Genomic DNA, 14,833 nt, shown 5'->3' with positions numbered 1-14,833 from the left:
GTGTCTCCAGCATCCCGATCCTATAGCGAGCCCAGCGCCAGCTTCACGAGCGCGGTATCGACGGCCTTGGCCTGTTTCCTCCAGCCCTCGAAGAGGCACAGGTCGCAGAGGTTGTTGATCTTCCGCGGGATGCCTCCCGTCTCCCGGGCGATCGCCCGCAGCGCCTCGGCGGTGACGATGGGCCGCGTCGCTCCGGCCTTCTCCAGCCGGAACTGGACGTAGGCGGCCGTCTCGTCCTCGGTGAGGGGGCTCAGGTTCAGCCGGATGGGCAGCCGCTGGGCGAGCGACCCGTGGCGGTTCATCACCTCCCTGAGCTCGGCCGGGCCCAGGAGGACCAGGGTGAGGAGCTGGCGGTCGTTGAACTGGAAGTTCAAGAGCATCCGGAGATCCTCGAAGACCGCCTCGTCCTTGATGGTGTGCGCTTCGTCGATGATGAGAACCGTCGTCTTGCCGGCTCGGGCGTTCTCCAGGAAATGGTCGTTCAGCATCCGGAACAGCGCCGAGCGCTGCGAGCTCACGGGCGAGAGACCGAGCTGCACGGCCATCTCGTGGAGCAGCTCCTCGGCCGGCATGGCCGGATTGATCACCAGACCGATGTCGAACCGCTCCTCGTCCAGTTGCAGCAGGAAGACCCGGCTCAACGTGCTCTTCCCGCACCCGACCTCCCCGGTGAGGAGCGCGCCGCCCTTGCCGTACTGGACGACGTAGAGCAGCTTGTCCAAGATCTCCTGACAGGCCGGCAGGGGACAGAAGAACTTGGGGTCGGGGACGTTCTGAAACGGGGGCGCGCTCAGACCCCAGTACGCCTCGTACACCGACGCTCCCCCGCATGGCGACCCCGGGCCCGCGCATCCATCGCTCCGCCGGCTGGCATGCTAACGCTCTCCCTGGGCCAGCTTGGTGAGGATGACGAGCTCGAGATAGCCGAAGTCCAGCGGCTTGGTGATGTAGTCGTAGGCTTCTTTCCGCATCGCCTCCTTGGCAATCACCTCGTCCTCGACGGCTGTCAACATGATGACTCCGATGTCCCGATCGAGCTCCCGGATCCGGTGAAGGGTCTCCAGGCCGCTCATCCTGGGCATCATGACGTCCATCAGGATGAGGTCCGGGCGCTGTTCCTTGACCGTGGTGAGGGCTTCGAAGCCGTTCGACGCGGTCAGGGCGACGTATCCCTTGGATTCCAGGAACTCGGCAACGAGCTCCCGCACTTCCGCCTCGTCGTCGACGACGAGGATCCGCGCTGTCTTCATCGCCCTCCCGTCTCTCTCTGGGCGCGCCTCCGGCCGTCAGGTCCAAAACTAACTGAGGGTACCGAAGAGCGCCTATTCATGCAACAAATTTGAATTCCGGACACCCCCGCCCTGGCCCCGTCGCGACGATCCCGCGGCGTCACGGCGCCTCCCTCGGTGATCAGGGCATACCCCTGAATGACCGCGCCAGACCCCTCGGCCACGCCGACCCTCCTCCGCCGACGACCAGTCGGCAGATCTGAAGTACGCAACAGAGGTACCAAGAAGCGACAAGGCTGCTAAACAAGTCCAGCCAAAGACCTTTCGACTCGACGGTGCGGCCACTTGGCCTCCGCCTGGTCCGTTTTTTATCATTTCCAGCCGCCCGGACTGGGAGAAAACTTACCGATTATTTCCCAAGTCGCCGTGGAATCGCGCCTTCCGCCTCGCCGCTGGCGATGCTAGGATGGGCGGACAATCCGCACCATCTTGCATCGGAGGCCCGGGCCATGGAGCTCATCGACAAGACGCCCCGGATGTGGATCGATGGCCGCGAGGCGTCGGGAGCCGCGGGCGAGACCTTTCCGGTGATGAACCCCGCGTCGGAGGAGGAGCTGGCCCAGGTCCCCCAGGCGACGGTCGCCGACGTCGATCGGGCGGCGGAGGCAGCTCACCGGGCCTTCGAGGCCGGCCCGTGGCCCCGCCTGCGCCCGCGCGAACGAGCCCGGCTCCTCCTCCGCCTGGCCGCGCTGGTCCGGGAGCATCAGGAGACGCTGGCCCGGCTCGAGACGCTGAACGTCGGCAAGCCGATCCGCGACAGCCGTGACGAGGTCGGCATGGTCGCGGATTGCCTCGAGTATTACGCCGGAGCGGTCACCCGGATCGTCGGGGAGACCATTCCGACCCATGCGCCGGGACTCGACTTCACGCTCCGCGAGCCGATCGGCGTGTGTGCCCTCATCGTCCCGTGGAACTTCCCCCTGGCGATCGCGTCGTGGAAGGTCGCGCCGGCCCTGGCCGCCGGGAACACCGTGATCCTCAAGCCGGCCTCGTACACGCCGCTCACCGCGCTGGCCCTCGGCCGGCTGGCCCTGGAGGCCGGTCTGCCGCCGGGCGTGCTCAACGTCCTCACCGGGCCAGGCGCCGGCATCGGGCCTGCGCTCGTCCGGCATCCCCGGGTCGGCAAGATCGCCTTCACCGGGGAGACCGCCACCGGTGCCGAGATCATGAAGCTCGCCGCCGACGGGATCAAGCGCCTCTCGCTGGAGCTGGGCGGCAAGTCGCCGCTCATCGTGTTCGACGACGTGGACCTCGACCACGTCGTGGAAGCCTCGGTGGGCGTGATCTACGGGAACGCCGGGCAGGACTGCTGCGCCCGCAGCCGGGCCCTCGTGCATCGCTCGGTCTACGACGCCTTCGCCGAGCGGTGGACGGCGCGGGCGCGGCGGCTCAGGGTGGGCGACCCGCTCGACGAGGCGACCGAGATGGGACCGCTGGTCTCCCGAAGCCACCGGGCGCGCGTCCTGAGCTACGTGGCGGCCGGGCGCCAGGAGGGGGCGCGTCTCCTCTACGGCGGCGAGGTCCCGGGGTCCGGCCGAGGCTTCTACCTCAGCCCGGCGGTCTTCGCGGACGTGACCCCGCCAATGCGGATCGCCCAGGAAGAAATCTTCGGGCCGGTGCTCTCGATCCTCCCGTTCACGACCGAGGAGGACTGCGTGCGGCTCGCCAATGATACCGTATACGGCCTCTCCGGCTCGATCTGGACGCGCGACCTCGGGCGCGCCCTCCGCGTGGCCAAGCGCATCCGCGCGGGCGTCCTGTCGGTGAACGGCTCCTCCAGTGTGCACGTCGAGGCGCCATTCGGCGGGTACAAGCAGTCGGGGCTCGGGCGCGAGCTCGGCATGCACGCGTTGGCCCTCTACACCGAGGTGAAGAATGTGCACGTCACCCTCGGCGAGCCGCCGTAGTCTGCCTCTCCCGGGAGGAGAAGGGAGACGACAGCAGTGGAGCCGCGCGTCCGCATCGGCCTGGTCGGGGCCCGGGCCGCCGCCGAAACCCACATCCGGGCGATGGCCCACCTGCGCGGATCCAAGGCCGACGTGGTGGCGGTGGCGGCGGCGACGCGCGCGAGCGCCGAGGCCTTCGCCCGGCGCCACGAGGTGCCGCTGGCGCTCGACGACTACCGGGCGCTCTGCGAGCGCCCCGACGTGGACTGCGTGGACGTCTGCTGCCCGAACGACCTCCACCACGTGGTCGCGATCGCCGCCGCGGGCACCGGCAAGCACGTGATCGTCGAGAAGCCGCTGACCGGGTACTTCGGGACGGACGGAGAGCGCATCGAGGCGACGCCGCGCGAGCGCATGCTGGCCGGGGCGCTGGCCAACGCCGATGCGGTGCTGGAGGCGTGCCGGGCGGCCGGCGTGACGCTCTGCTATGCCGAGAACATCGTCTATGCTCCGGCCATCGCCAAGCTCAAGCGCCTCCTCGAGGTCTCGGGCGGCGCGTTCCTCGACCTCCGGGCCGAGGAGGCCCACTCGGGGTCGGTGGCGCCCTACTCCCGCCGCTGGCGTACCTCGGGCGGCGGCTCTCTCCTCCGGATGGGGTCCCATCCGATCGCCACCCTCCTCCACCTCAAGCACGCCGAGGGCCGCCTCCGCGGAGGCCGGCCGATCCGGGCCCGGAGCGTCTTCGCGGAGGTCGGCGCCCTGACGCGGTTGCCGCAGGTCCGGGCCGAGCGCCGCGCCTATCTTCAGACCGGCTGGCAGGACGTCGAGGACTGGGCCGGCGCCCTCATCACCTTCGAGGACGGGACGCGAGGGACGATCCTCGCCTCCGACGTCTCGCTCGGCGGCGTGAAGAACCTGGTAACGGCCTACATGTCGAACGGCGTCGCCCAGATCGCCATCAACCCGAACACGGGGATGCAGCTCTATGCGCCCGATCCCGGCGTGTGGGGCGAGGAGTACATCTCCGAGAAGGTCGAGACCCGGGCCGGCTGGCAGTTCCCGAACCCGGTCGAGCACTGGATGCGGGGCTATGCCGAGGAGCTGACCGACTTCGTCGACGCCATCCTCGAGCGCCGCCAGCCGGTGAGCGGCGGTGATCTGGCGCGCGAGACCGTCGAAGTGATCTACGCGGGCTATCTGTCGGCGGCCACCGGCCGCCGCGTCGAGCTGCCACGGAAGCCATGAAGTTCGGGTTCATCCCCACCGAAGGCGGCGCCTTCTACCCCGAGGCGCTCCGGGAGGTCGAGCGCGGCGAAGCCCTCGGCTTCGATTCGGTGTGGATGGAGGAGCACCACGGGGTCCGCGATCACTACTGGCCCTCTCCGCTCGTCGTCCTGGCCGGCTTTGCAACCCGGACCTCGCGGGTGCTTCTCGGCACCGACATCGCGGTGCTGCCATTCTACGATCCGGTGCGGGCGGCCGAGGACGCGGCCCTCCTCGACGTCATGTCCGGCGGCCGGCTCGTGTTCGGGGTGGCGATCGGCTACAAGCCCGACGAGTTCGCGCTCTACCGCACGCCGCTCGAGGGCCGCGGGAAGCGCTTCGAGGAGGCCCTCACCGTCATCCGCGCCCTGTGGACGCAGGACGGCGTCACGCATCCCGGGCCTCACTACCCCCTCCGCGGCGCCCGCATCGAGCCCAAGCCGCTCCAGAAGCCACACCCACCTGTCTGGATCGGCGGCTGGGGCGAGCTGGCCCTCCGGCGCGCGGCGCGGCTCGGGGAGGCGTGGGTGCCCGGACCGACGGCCAACCTGGCCAAGCTCCTCGACGCCAAGCGCGCGTACCAGCGGGAGCTGGCGACCGGTGGTCGACCCGAGCCGGCCGCCTGGCCGCTCACGCGCGACACGGTCATCGCCGACACCGACGCCGAGGCCTGGGAGCTCGCCGAGCGCCACCTCCTGGTCAACTACCGCGACGAGTACGGCGGGGGCCGGTGGAAGCACCCGCTCATCGGCGCCCAGGACGCGACACCGGTCGACCGCCTGGAGGCCCTCGGCCAGGACCGCTTCATCATCGGCGGTCCCGAGCGATGCATCGGCCAGATCCGGCGTTTCGTGCACGCATTCGGCACGAATCACCTGATCTTCCGCCTCTACTTCCCCGGGATGCCGCACGCTCACATCGCGCGCGAGCTCGAGCTCCTGAGCCGGGAGGTCTTCCCCGCCTTCCGCTGAGATACCGGGGTCCTGGGCGGCGCGTTGGGGGGAGCTACTTGGAGGGACGGAGGGCCAGGGGCCCGGAGCCGAGAAAGAGGAGGGCGAGCGTCGCCGCGGTCAGGAGCAGCATGTACTCGACGCCCACCACGCCCGAACGGTCCGCCCCCAGCTCGACGCCGGGCCCCCGCAGGAAGAAGCCGTGGGGGACGTGGACGCGGACCAGGATGACGGCGGTGATGAGCGCGTTGGCGGCGGCGGCGCCGCGGGTCAGGATGCCCCCGACGAGCATGAGCCCGCCCAGGCCGTGGGCGGCGATCACGAGCCACGCCATCAGCGTCGGATAGGGCAGCCCGAACGTCTGGGCGATGAAGGTGGCGGTCGCGGTCGGGGTGGTGACGGCGACCAGCCGGTAGGCGTGCAGGAGGTAGATGGCGCCGACCGTGACCCTGAGCAGCGTGATCCCGTAGGCCTTCATCGCACCGCCGCCATGACCTCGCGGGCGAAGAGCTCCAGATGCCGCTGCTCCTCGAACACGGGGTTCAGGAGCAGCAGCTCGGCGCCGGCCGCCCGGATCTCTCGGAGCTCGTTCACGCACGCCTCGACGGAGCCCGCCACCGCCACCCGCTCGGCGAGCTCCGCGTTCCCGTAGTACCAGCCGAACCACTCGCGCAGCCGGGCGACCCCGCGGGCGCGGTCGGAATCGACGTGAATGTAGACGCGCTTGGCGAGGGCGAAGGTCGACGGGTCCCGCCCGCTCTCGGCGACGAACCGCCGCACTTGGGCGACCTGATCCTTGAACTCCGCCGTGGACGAGGCCCCGGCTCCGATGAAGCCATCACCCAGCCGGACGGCCCGTCGCACCGCGTCGATGTGATGGGCGCCGAACCAGATGGGGGGATGCGGCCTCTGGACCGGCTTGGGCGCCATGGCCGCGTCCTCGAGCTTGACGAAGTCGCCGTCGAACGTGACGCGATCCTGGGTCCAGAGCCGCTTCATGACCTCGAGGCCCTCGGTGAAGCGGCGGACCCGCCGCTCCGGCGACAGCCCGAAGGCGGGGTAGATCGTGGTTCGGCCCCCGAGGCCGACACCCACGATGAGCCGTCCCGCGCTCAGCTGATCCACGGTCGTCAGGGCCTTGGCCAGCTGCACGGGGCTCCGGAGCGGTGTCAGCAGCACGGCCACGCCGAGCCGCAGTCGCTCCGTCAGGGCCGCGGCGTGGGCGAGGAGGGCCACCGGCTCGAGGCTCCCGGCCTCCCCCAGGATCTGCTCCTGAACCCAGACGCTGTGGCAGCCGAGCGTCTCCGCCCGCTGAAGAAACTCTCGGAGGGCCGTCAGGTCGACGCGCGGCTCGCGGAAGAGCTGCGGCACGGCGATCGCGAACTTCACCCGACCCGGCGTCGTCATCGGCGGCAGCTCTCCGTGCCTCGGCGGCTAGCGCAGCGCGAAGATCCGGCGGATCTCGGCTTCGAGGGCAGAGTAGCAGGAAAATCGGCGATCCCGGCACGAAACCCGCACCGCCCCGAATCGGCATAGAATGGGGCGGCCGGGGACGCCACAGGTCCCCGGACTCCGCACTGGACGGGGGACGGACCATGCCGCGGGATCGGGCCACGCCGCCGGGACGGGCCAGGCGAGCGCGCGACACCTCGATCTTCGTCACGCTGCTCGGACTGGCGCTGCTCCTCGCCGCGCAGGCCGGAGTGGATCAGTATCGGCGGATCGGGCGGCCCTTCGCCGGCTTCTCGGTGATGGAGACCCTCCTGGTCGCCATCGGCGGCGCCGAGCGCGGAGGGCTCCAGCCGTTCGACGTGGTCCGGGCGGTGAACGGCCGGCTCGTGACATCCGGCCGCGAGATCCAGAGCGAAGTCGCGACCCATCCGCCGGGGACGCCCATCCACTACATCCTGTATCGGCGGGGCCAGCTCGTGGAAGCCGACGTCGCGACCCGGCTCGTGACCCGGCACGACTTCAAGCGCTTCCTGGTCGAGGGCCTGCTGGCCGGGCTGCTCTTCCTCGCCCTCGGCGCGCTCGTCTTCTATCTCAAGCCGGGGCTCCCGCAGAGCTGGCTCGTCTTCGCCTTCTGCCTCGACTCCTTCCTCATCAGCATCCTGTACGCGGACGCCCACACCGTCTACCGGTTCCCCTTGCTGTTTCTCACCGCCTGGGCATTCTCGCCCGCCCTCTTCATGCACCTGGCGCTGACGTTCCCGCGCCGGCCCGCGATCGCCCGTCGGGGCCCGGGCCTCGTCTGGCTGCCCTACGGGCTGTCGGCCGTCGTCGCGCTCCTGCTCCAGGTCCGGTTGCACGCGGACCACTCCCGGATCGGGCTGGTGGCGGGCGTGGGCGCCACCTACTGGGGCGCCGCGCTGATCCTGCTGGTCCTGTCCCTGGCCCGGGCCAGCGTGACCGGGACCACGCCGCTCGTCCGGCAGCGCGCCCGCGTGCTGACGGCCGGCTTCGCCGTCGGGTACCTGCCGCCGGTCCTCGGCACCGCCGTCGAGGCGCTGCTCCGCGTGCCCGTTCCCTACCTCGACGCCATCTGGAAGCTCAACTTCCTGTTCCCGGCGGCCGTGGCCTACGCGATGGTCCGATACAACCTCTTCGACGTCTGGGCGGTCCTCCGCATCGGCACGATCTACTCGGTGGTGACGGCGCTGGTGGTGGCGGCCTATGCCGGCGCCATCGCGCTGCTCGACCTCACCTTCTCGGGGCTGGCCCTCTCGACTTCGCGGACCGTGCCGGCGGTCGTCGTGGCGCTGGCGGTCGTCGTGTTCCTGAACCCGGTCTACCTGCGGACCCAGCAGGTGGTCGATCGGGTCTTCTTCCGGCAGCGCTACGACGTGCAGCAGTCGCTGGAGCGGGCCTCGGACCTGATGACGACGCTGCTCGATCTCCAGAGGATCGCGGCCCTGATCCATCGAACCGTCGACGAGGTCCTCCACCCGGTGGGACAGCACCTCCTGGTCTCCGACCCGGCGGGGCGGGGCTACCTGGTGGCCGGCGAGGACCCGGCCCGCACGGTGCCGGCCGATTCCCCCTTGCCGGCCTGTCTGGCGCGGTTGCGGACACCGGTCTCGCGGGAGCAGCTCGAGGAGGACCCCGACCTCAGGGACGTCCGGGAGGCCTGCCTGGCCGAGCTGGCTGCCCTCGGCGCCGAGCTCGTCGTGCCGGTGATCTTCCAGGAGCGCGTGACGGGATTCCTCGCACTGGGCCGGAAGCGGTCGGGGGCGGCCTACACGACCGAGGACCTCCGCCTGCTTCGTCTCCTGATGAACCAGAGCGCGGTGGCGCTCGAGCACGCCAAGGCGTACAGCGCGCTCGAGCAGGCGAACGTCGACCTCAAGGCGGCCCTCCGGCGGGTGGAGATCCTGGAAAGCATCCGGTCGAGCCTCTCGAAGTTCGTCCCCCGGACGGTCCAGAACCTCATCGAGCAGGCGCCCGAGGCCCCGGAGCTCGCCAAGCGCGAGGCCGACGTCTCCGTCCTCTTCGTCGACATCGTCGGGTATACCCGCCTCACCGAGCGCCTGGATCCCGAGCGGGTGAACGACCTCATCGAGCGCTACTTCGGGGCGTTCCTGGACGAGATCCTCAAGCGCGGAGGCGACGTCAACGAGACCGCCGGCGACGGGCTCATGGTGATCTTCCAGGACCCGGACCCCCGGCAGCACGCCCGGGCCGCGGTGAAGACGGCCCTCGGCATCCTCCGCCGCACGCGCGAGATCAATGCCAGGCTGGCCGACCTCGACGAGCCGATCGCGCTCCACGTCGGGGTGAACTCGGGGACCGCGACCGTGGGCGCCACCAAGATCGAGGGACGGGCCGGGACCCGCTGGACCTACACCGCCTCGGGTCAGGTCACCAACGTCGCGGCGCGGCTGGCCGCCCTCGGCGAAGGGGACACGATCATGGTGGGGCCGGTGACCCGGAGCCGGCTGGACGGCGAGTTTCCCTTCGAGGATCTCGGGGAGCGGCCCCTCCGGAACGTGGAGCACCCCGTCCGGGTGTTCCGTTTGCCGGCCACGATCGAGTCGGCCGCGGTCGGGGCGTGAGGCGGGCGACATCCGCTCCGAGCGGTGGCTTTGCCGCCGCCACGATCCTCGGGGGAGGCTTCGGAGGGGGTGTTCCGACACCCCCTCCGACCTGAACTCAGCCCTTGCTCATCGCCCAGAAGCTCTCGCCGAAGCGGTCCCAGGGGAGCCGCCACTCGTCCGTGCCGTCGGGGTCGGCCGTGAAGAACTGGTTGACCGCGTACAGCATGGTCTGCCGGCGCGGCCCCAGGTTGGCGACGCCGTGCGCGACTCCGCGCGGGATCAGCAGGCGATGGCAGCGCCCGCTGCCGAGGGTGAGGCGCTGGGTGTGGCCGGCGGTCGACGAGGCCCGCCGCAGATCGACCAGGCCGACGAGCAACGCGGCGTCGGGCGGGATGATCCAGAGATCTTCCTGGTTGAGATGGAGATGCCAGGCCTTGACCGCCCCGGGCTCGAGCAGGCTCCAGTTCCACTGGACCGGGCAGAAGCCGGGGAAGCCGTCGGCCTGGCGCGCCTCGTCGAGCCGGGCGATCTCGGCGAAGAGTCCGTCCGGGCTCCGGAAGACGGGCACCTCGCCGAGGGCGACACCGGCGATCGGCGGCCGCGGCGCGTAGGACTGGCGGGTCAGATCGCGCGCGGTGTCGATGAGATCGTCGGGGCGCAGTCGCGTCGGGTCCATCCGGGCTCCGTAGCCGCGGCATTGTACCATACGCTATGCTGCTGGCATGGGCGACCTGCTGACCTCCAGCAACCTCATCGCCTTCGCGACGCTCGCCATCATGGAGATCGTGCTCGGCATCGACAACATCGTCTTCATCGCCATCCTCACCGACAGGCTGCCGCGGGCGAAGCGGCCGCTGGCCCGGCGCGTCGGGCTCGTCCTGGCGCTGGGCACGCGGGTGCTCCTCCTCTTCGGGATCACGTGGGTCATGAGCCTGACGGCCCCGCTCTTCGCGGTGCTGGGGCATCGCGTGTCCGGGCGCGACCTCATCCTCCTGGGCGGCGGGCTCTTCCTGATCGCCAAGGCGACCTGGGAGATCTACGACAAGCTGGAGGTGGAGCACGAGGAGGCGTCCGCGGGCGGAGGGGGCGGCGTGCTCACGTTGGTGCTCGTCCAGATCATGGTGCTGGACATCGTGTTCTCGCTCGACTCCGTCGTCACCGCGGTCGGCCTGGCCGACGAGATCGCGATCATGATCGCCGCCATGGTGGTCGCCATGCTCGTGATGCTGGTGTCGGTCGGGGCCGTCAGCGGCTTCGTCGAGCGTCACCCGAGCGTCAAGATCCTGGCGCTCTCCTTCCTGCTCCTGATCGGGGTGATGCTGGTGGCCGAGGGGACGGGCGCCCACATGGAGAAGGGGTACATCTACTCGGCCATGGCCTTCGCGCTCTTCGTCGAGCTCCTGAACATGCGCTACCGCAAGCGGAGTCGGCCGCTTGCGCTCCATCGCCGCTTCGAGCGCCAGGAGGTTCACCATGAAGCTCGTCAGCTACCGTGACCGAAGAACGGACAGCTTCGGCGTCGTCGCCGGCGGCGGCGTCATCGACGCCGGCCGGCGGCTCGGGGAGCGCTTCGGCAGCCTGCGCGCCGTGCTGGCCGCGGGCGCGCTCGGCGAGATCGGGACGGCCACCGCCGGGCGGGCGCCCGACGTCGGCCTCGACGAGGTCGAGCTCGTCCCGCCGATTCCCGACCCCGGCAAGATCCTGTGCGTCGGCCTCAACTACAAGACCCACATCCAGGAGACGGGACGAAGCGATTCGGAGCACCCCTCGATCTTCGTCCGCTTCCCCGAGAGCCTGGTCGGCCATGACCGGTCCCTGGTCAAGCCCCGGGTCTCCGAGCAGTTCGATTACGAGGGGGAGCTGGCCGTCGTCATCGGCCGGCCCGGGTGGCACATCCCACCCACCGAGGCGCTCGGTCACGTCGCGGGCTACGCCTGCTTCAACGACGGGAGCATCCGCGACTGGCAGCGCCACACCTCCCAATGGACCCCCGGCAAGAACTTCCGCGCGTCCGGCGCCTGCGGCCCCTGGCTCACGACCGCCGACGAGGTGCCGGATCCCACCCGGCTCACCCTGGTCACCCGCCTCAACGGCCAGGAGATGCAGCGGGCCACCACCGACCTCCTGATCTTCACGATCCCGGTGATCCTCGCCTACGTCTCGAGCTTCACGCCGCTCGCGCCGGGCGACGTGATCGCCACCGGGACGCCGGGCGGCGTCGGATCCCGGCGCACCCCGCCGGTGTTCATGCACAAGGGCGACACGATCGAGGTCGACATCTCGGGGATCGGGGTCCTCCGGAATCCGATCGAGGAGGAGTGACGATGCCCAGGCCGCCGGCGCCGGCCTTCAGCCACGCCGGCCTCTTTGGTGGCGCCCTGAGCGCCGGCGGCCTGTCGGCATGACCGGTCCGGCGACCCCGGGATCCGAGTCGGTGCGGGAGCAGGTCGGTCGGGATCCCTTCGCCGGGCGGCTCGGGATCGAGCTCCTCGACCTCACCCCCGGCTACTGCCGGGCCGCCTTGCGCCTCGGCCCGGACATGGTCAACTTCCAGGGCGATCCGCACGGGGGCGCGATCTTCTCGCTCGCGGACTACGCCTTCAGCGGCGCCTGCAATTCCCACGGCGAGCCGGCCGTGGCCCTGAGCGTGACCATCCAGTACCTGGCGGCGGCCCGCCCCGGTGCCCGGCTGGTGGCCGAGGCCCGGGAGCAGCGCCAGGGCCGGCGAGCCGGTTTCTACGTGATGACGGTGACGGACGACGCCGGCACGGTCGTCGCCGCCTGCCAGGCCGTCGCCTTCCGCCGCGCCGGCTGAATTATCGCAAAGCCGCTGCTCGGAGCGGACCGCCATACGCGTAGCGATTTCACGCTGCGCGCGGTGAATCCGATAGGCTCCTACCCCACGGCGAGCCTGCTCAGAGGCTCAGGAGGGCGATCCCCAGCAGGCAAAGGCTGGCGCCGACGACGGCCTGCCACGTCACCCTCTCCCCGAAGGCGAGGAGGCCGATGGGCAGCGCGAAGAGGGGTGAGGTCGCCGACAGGACGGCCGTCAGCGTGACGCCGGCGTACTTCAGGGCCGCCACGAAGGTGACCGCGCTCAGGGCCGTGAGGAAACCGAGCGCCAGGAGCAGCGCTCCGGCGGCCCGCAGATGGAGGCGGATCCGCTGGCCGGTCCCGCGCGCCCACGGGGTCGCCCATAGCACGAGCGCGGCGAGCGGCAGCCGCACCGCCTGGATGCTGACGGGATCCACGTCGCGGAGCGCGGGTTTCATCAAGACGGGGCTGACGCCCCAGGCGGCCGCGGCCACCAGGGCGAGGCCGACGCCTTCGACCCGGCTCGCCGTCGCCTCGGGCAGAACCGGCGCGCGCTCGCTCACGATCAGCACGAGGCCTCCGAGCGTGACGACGGCGCCGGCCGCCACGGCCGCCGTGACCTGCTCGCCGAGGAGGGCGACGCCGAGGGTGCCGGCGATCAGCGGGTGGATCATCGAGACGGTCATGGCCCGCCCGAGGCCGATCGCCCTCGCGCTCGCGAAGAAGGCCGTGTCCCCCAGGGCGAAGGCGGTGACGACGGAGAGCGCCAGGTAGAGCCAGTCCTCGGCCGACACTCTGGACAGCGGTGCCCAGCCGCCCCGGGCGACGAGGACCGGAGCCAGCATGGCGGCGCCCAGCGTGGAGCGGATCAGGTTGATGGCGAGCGCGCTGAAGTAGGGCGCCAGCGCACGGCCGACGAGGCCGATCAAGGTCCAGGTCAGCGCGGACGCCAGCGCGCACGCCACCCCGAAGTTGGGCCCGGCCACCATCTCAGCGTCCGGGAAAGAATGCGCGGGGCATCGCTCTCGCGCTCATACGTGACCACGCGCCACCGGATGTGCCGCTCCGAGCGGCGGCTTTGCCGCCGCAACGATTCTTGGGGGAGGTCTCGGAGGGGGTGTTCCGACACCCCCTCCGATCTAACTCAGAGGACGTGGAGCCACGCGCGGGCCGCGAGCCGATCGGGCGTCCAGAAGCCCGTCTCGGCGAGCCACCGGGCGGCCTCCGCTCCGTCCGCCGAGCGCATGACCGCCAGCGTCGCGCGCTCATCGAACAACCCGCCAAGGACGAGTCGCGCGGCGCCCCGGAGCTCCACCAGCGCAATCTGCGCCATGCTGGAATCCTCGGCCGGCCCCTCGACGATCGTCGCCTTCCGGGACCCGTCCAGCACGATGGACGGCGCCTCCCACGGCTCGACGAACTGGGAGAAGCTCCGCGAGGCGTAGGCCGTCCACGCGCCGCCGGTATAGTAGGGATCCTCTTCGATCAGGGGCGCCAGCTCGGTGGGACGCCGGAGCCGGTAGAAAAGCTCGGCCGTGCGCCCGTCCGGCGTGGGTCCTCCGGCGATGAGCACGCCGCGTCCGCGCAGCTCGGCCAGCCGTTCGATGTGGGCATGGCGGTGCGGCTCCCGGCGGATCAGGTAGTCGGCGGCCGTGGTGATGGCGACGTGGGCGACGAGCATCGCGGCCATCATACCTCCCGGGGGTCGACGGCCGCGAGACTCGTCGGATGGCGAGCATGCACCCCCCGGCGCGCCCGGCGCATCTATATGGCGCGGGGAGGTTCGAGTGGCCGGGTTGCTCGAGTTCCTGGTCCGGCACGGCTATGCGGTGGTGTTCGGCTGGGTACTGGCGGAGCAGATCGGGCTCCCGATCCCGGCCGTTCCCATTCTGCTGGCCGCCGGAGCGCTGGCGGGAGCCGGGAAGCTCAGTCTCGGCGCGACGCTGGGAGTCGCCGTTCTGGGGTCGCTCGTGAGCGACGCGGCCTGGTACCTGATGGGACGCCTTCGCGGAGGCGCGGTCCTGACGTTGCTGTGCCGGATCTCGCTCGAGCCCGACTCGTGCGTCCGCCGCACCCAGGAGACCTTCGCCCAGTATGGCGCGCCCTCGCTGCTGGTCGCCAAGTTCGTGCCGGGCCTGAGCACGGCGGCGCCGCCCCTGGCCGGGATCGTCGGGATGGGCCTCGCGAGCTTCCTCGCGTTCACCGGTCTGGGCGGTCTCCTGTGGGCCGGGGTCTTCGTCGGGCTCGGCTACGTCTTCGCGGACCAGCTCGAGCGGGTAGCGGGCTACGCCGCGGGCATGGGCACGGGCGTGGTGGCGCTCGTCGTCGTCGCCCTGGGTGTCTACGTGAGCTGGAAGTACGTCGCGCGCCAGCGCTTCCTGCGACGGCTGCGGATCGCCCGGATCACCCCGGATGAGCTCCGGGCTCGGCTCGAGGCCGGGGAGGGACTCCTCGTCGTCGACCTGCGCCACTCGCTCGACGTCGAGGCCGAGCCGGTGCGGATTCCCGGCGCTCTCAACATGACGACCGAGGAGCTCTCGGTGCGCCATCACGAGATCCCGCGCGATCGAGAGATCGTGCTCTACTGCACCTGACCC

Annotated in this window: 15 protein-coding genes; 8 read left to right on the top strand and 7 right to left on the bottom strand. The window is 70.7% G+C overall.

The annotated features are described in order from the left end of the window. Positions 1 to 20: 20 nt before the first annotated feature. Together VGW35_02375 and VGW35_02370 are read right to left on the bottom strand one after the other, a co-directional pair. Positions 21 to 815 (bottom strand): AAA family ATPase, encoded by a 795-nt coding sequence (locus tag VGW35_02375; GenBank protein HEV8306488.1) that lies wholly within the window; start codon positions 813 to 815, stop codon positions 21 to 23. A gap of 60 nt (positions 816 to 875) precedes the next feature. Continuing rightward, complete coding sequence (locus tag VGW35_02370; GenBank protein ID HEV8306487.1) at positions 876 to 1,250, bottom strand: response regulator; 375 nt, start codon at positions 1,248 to 1,250, stop codon at positions 876 to 878. Between the two features lie 488 nt (positions 1,251 to 1,738). Between VGW35_02370 and VGW35_02365 the strand changes: the two genes are divergently transcribed. From VGW35_02365 to VGW35_02355, 3 genes are read left to right on the top strand one after another with little or no spacing between them, the layout of a single operon-like run. Further along, a complete protein-coding gene (locus tag VGW35_02365; protein HEV8306486.1) occupies positions 1,739 to 3,196 on the top strand; it encodes an aldehyde dehydrogenase family protein in 1,458 nt (485 codons plus the stop codon). A gap of 36 nt (positions 3,197 to 3,232) precedes the next feature. Further along, the gene (locus VGW35_02360) at positions 3,233 to 4,420 is read left to right on the top strand and encodes a Gfo/Idh/MocA family oxidoreductase (GenBank protein ID HEV8306485.1); all 1,188 of its coding nucleotides are present in this window, start codon (positions 3,233 to 3,235) and stop codon (positions 4,418 to 4,420) included. Then, the gene (locus VGW35_02355) at positions 4,417 to 5,409 is read left to right on the top strand and encodes an LLM class flavin-dependent oxidoreductase (GenBank protein ID HEV8306484.1); all 993 of its coding nucleotides are present in this window, start codon (positions 4,417 to 4,419) and stop codon (positions 5,407 to 5,409) included. The genes VGW35_02360 and VGW35_02355 overlap by 4 nt, the downstream gene beginning before the upstream one ends. 34 nt (positions 5,410 to 5,443) lie before the next feature. Here VGW35_02355 and VGW35_02350 read toward each other — a convergent pair whose 3' ends face one another. After that, entirely contained in the window at positions 5,444 to 5,866 is a 423-nt protein-coding gene (locus VGW35_02350) for a DoxX family membrane protein (protein HEV8306483.1), read from the bottom strand. Beyond that, complete coding sequence (locus tag VGW35_02345) at positions 5,863 to 6,795, bottom strand: LLM class flavin-dependent oxidoreductase (GenBank protein HEV8306482.1); 933 nt, start codon at positions 6,793 to 6,795, stop codon at positions 5,863 to 5,865. Before VGW35_02345 ends, VGW35_02350 begins: the two co-directional genes overlap by 4 nt. Before the next feature lie 188 nt (positions 6,796 to 6,983). On the opposite strand from VGW35_02345, the gene VGW35_02340 reads away from it, so the two are divergent. Continuing rightward, complete coding sequence (locus tag VGW35_02340; GenBank protein ID HEV8306481.1) at positions 6,984 to 9,440, top strand: adenylate/guanylate cyclase domain-containing protein; 2,457 nt, start codon at positions 6,984 to 6,986, stop codon at positions 9,438 to 9,440. A gap of 97 nt (positions 9,441 to 9,537) precedes the next feature. Here the strand turns inward: VGW35_02340 and VGW35_02335 are convergent, their stop codons facing one another. Beyond that, positions 9,538 to 10,098: a dTDP-4-dehydrorhamnose 3,5-epimerase family protein gene (locus VGW35_02335; protein ID HEV8306480.1), complete on the bottom strand. Its 561-nt coding sequence runs from the start codon at positions 10,096 to 10,098 to the stop codon at positions 9,538 to 9,540. 46 nt (positions 10,099 to 10,144) lie between these two features. Between VGW35_02335 and VGW35_02330 the strand changes: the two genes are divergently transcribed. The 3 genes from VGW35_02330 (at position 10,145) to VGW35_02320 (ending at position 12,237) form a co-directional block, all read left to right on the top strand. Then, complete coding sequence (locus VGW35_02330; protein HEV8306479.1) at positions 10,145 to 10,918, top strand: TerC family protein; 774 nt, start codon at positions 10,145 to 10,147, stop codon at positions 10,916 to 10,918. Continuing rightward, positions 10,896 to 11,744 (top strand): fumarylacetoacetate hydrolase family protein, encoded by an 849-nt coding sequence (locus VGW35_02325; protein ID HEV8306478.1) that lies wholly within the window; start codon positions 10,896 to 10,898, stop codon positions 11,742 to 11,744. The genes VGW35_02330 and VGW35_02325 overlap by 23 nt, the downstream gene beginning before the upstream one ends. Before the next feature lie 79 nt (positions 11,745 to 11,823). Continuing rightward, positions 11,824 to 12,237: a hotdog fold thioesterase gene (locus VGW35_02320; GenBank protein ID HEV8306477.1), complete on the top strand. Its 414-nt coding sequence runs from the start codon at positions 11,824 to 11,826 to the stop codon at positions 12,235 to 12,237. Between the two features lie 100 nt (positions 12,238 to 12,337). On the opposite strand, the gene VGW35_02315 is transcribed toward VGW35_02320, so the two are convergent. Next, positions 12,338 to 13,225 carry a DMT family transporter gene (locus VGW35_02315; protein HEV8306476.1) on the bottom strand — a complete coding sequence of 296 codons (888 nt, stop codon included), beginning with the start codon at positions 13,223 to 13,225 and terminating at the stop codon, positions 12,338 to 12,340. A gap of 155 nt (positions 13,226 to 13,380) precedes the next feature. Continuing rightward, a complete protein-coding gene (locus VGW35_02310) occupies positions 13,381 to 13,917 on the bottom strand; it encodes a YciI family protein (GenBank protein HEV8306475.1) in 537 nt (178 codons plus the stop codon). A gap of 106 nt (positions 13,918 to 14,023) precedes the next feature. On the opposite strand from VGW35_02310, the gene VGW35_02305 reads away from it, so the two are divergent. Next, positions 14,024 to 14,830 (top strand): VTT domain-containing protein, encoded by an 807-nt coding sequence (locus tag VGW35_02305; GenBank protein ID HEV8306474.1) that lies wholly within the window; start codon positions 14,024 to 14,026, stop codon positions 14,828 to 14,830. The last annotated feature ends 3 nt before the right edge of the window (positions 14,831 to 14,833 follow it).

It is taken from the genome of Candidatus Methylomirabilota bacterium (genome assembly GCA_036005065.1).
Classification (GTDB): domain Bacteria; phylum Methylomirabilota; class Methylomirabilia; order Rokubacteriales; family DASRDR01; genus DASYQW01.
The sequence above is the reverse complement of the archived record's forward strand: the minus strand, read 5'-3'. Positions and strand labels throughout refer to the sequence as shown.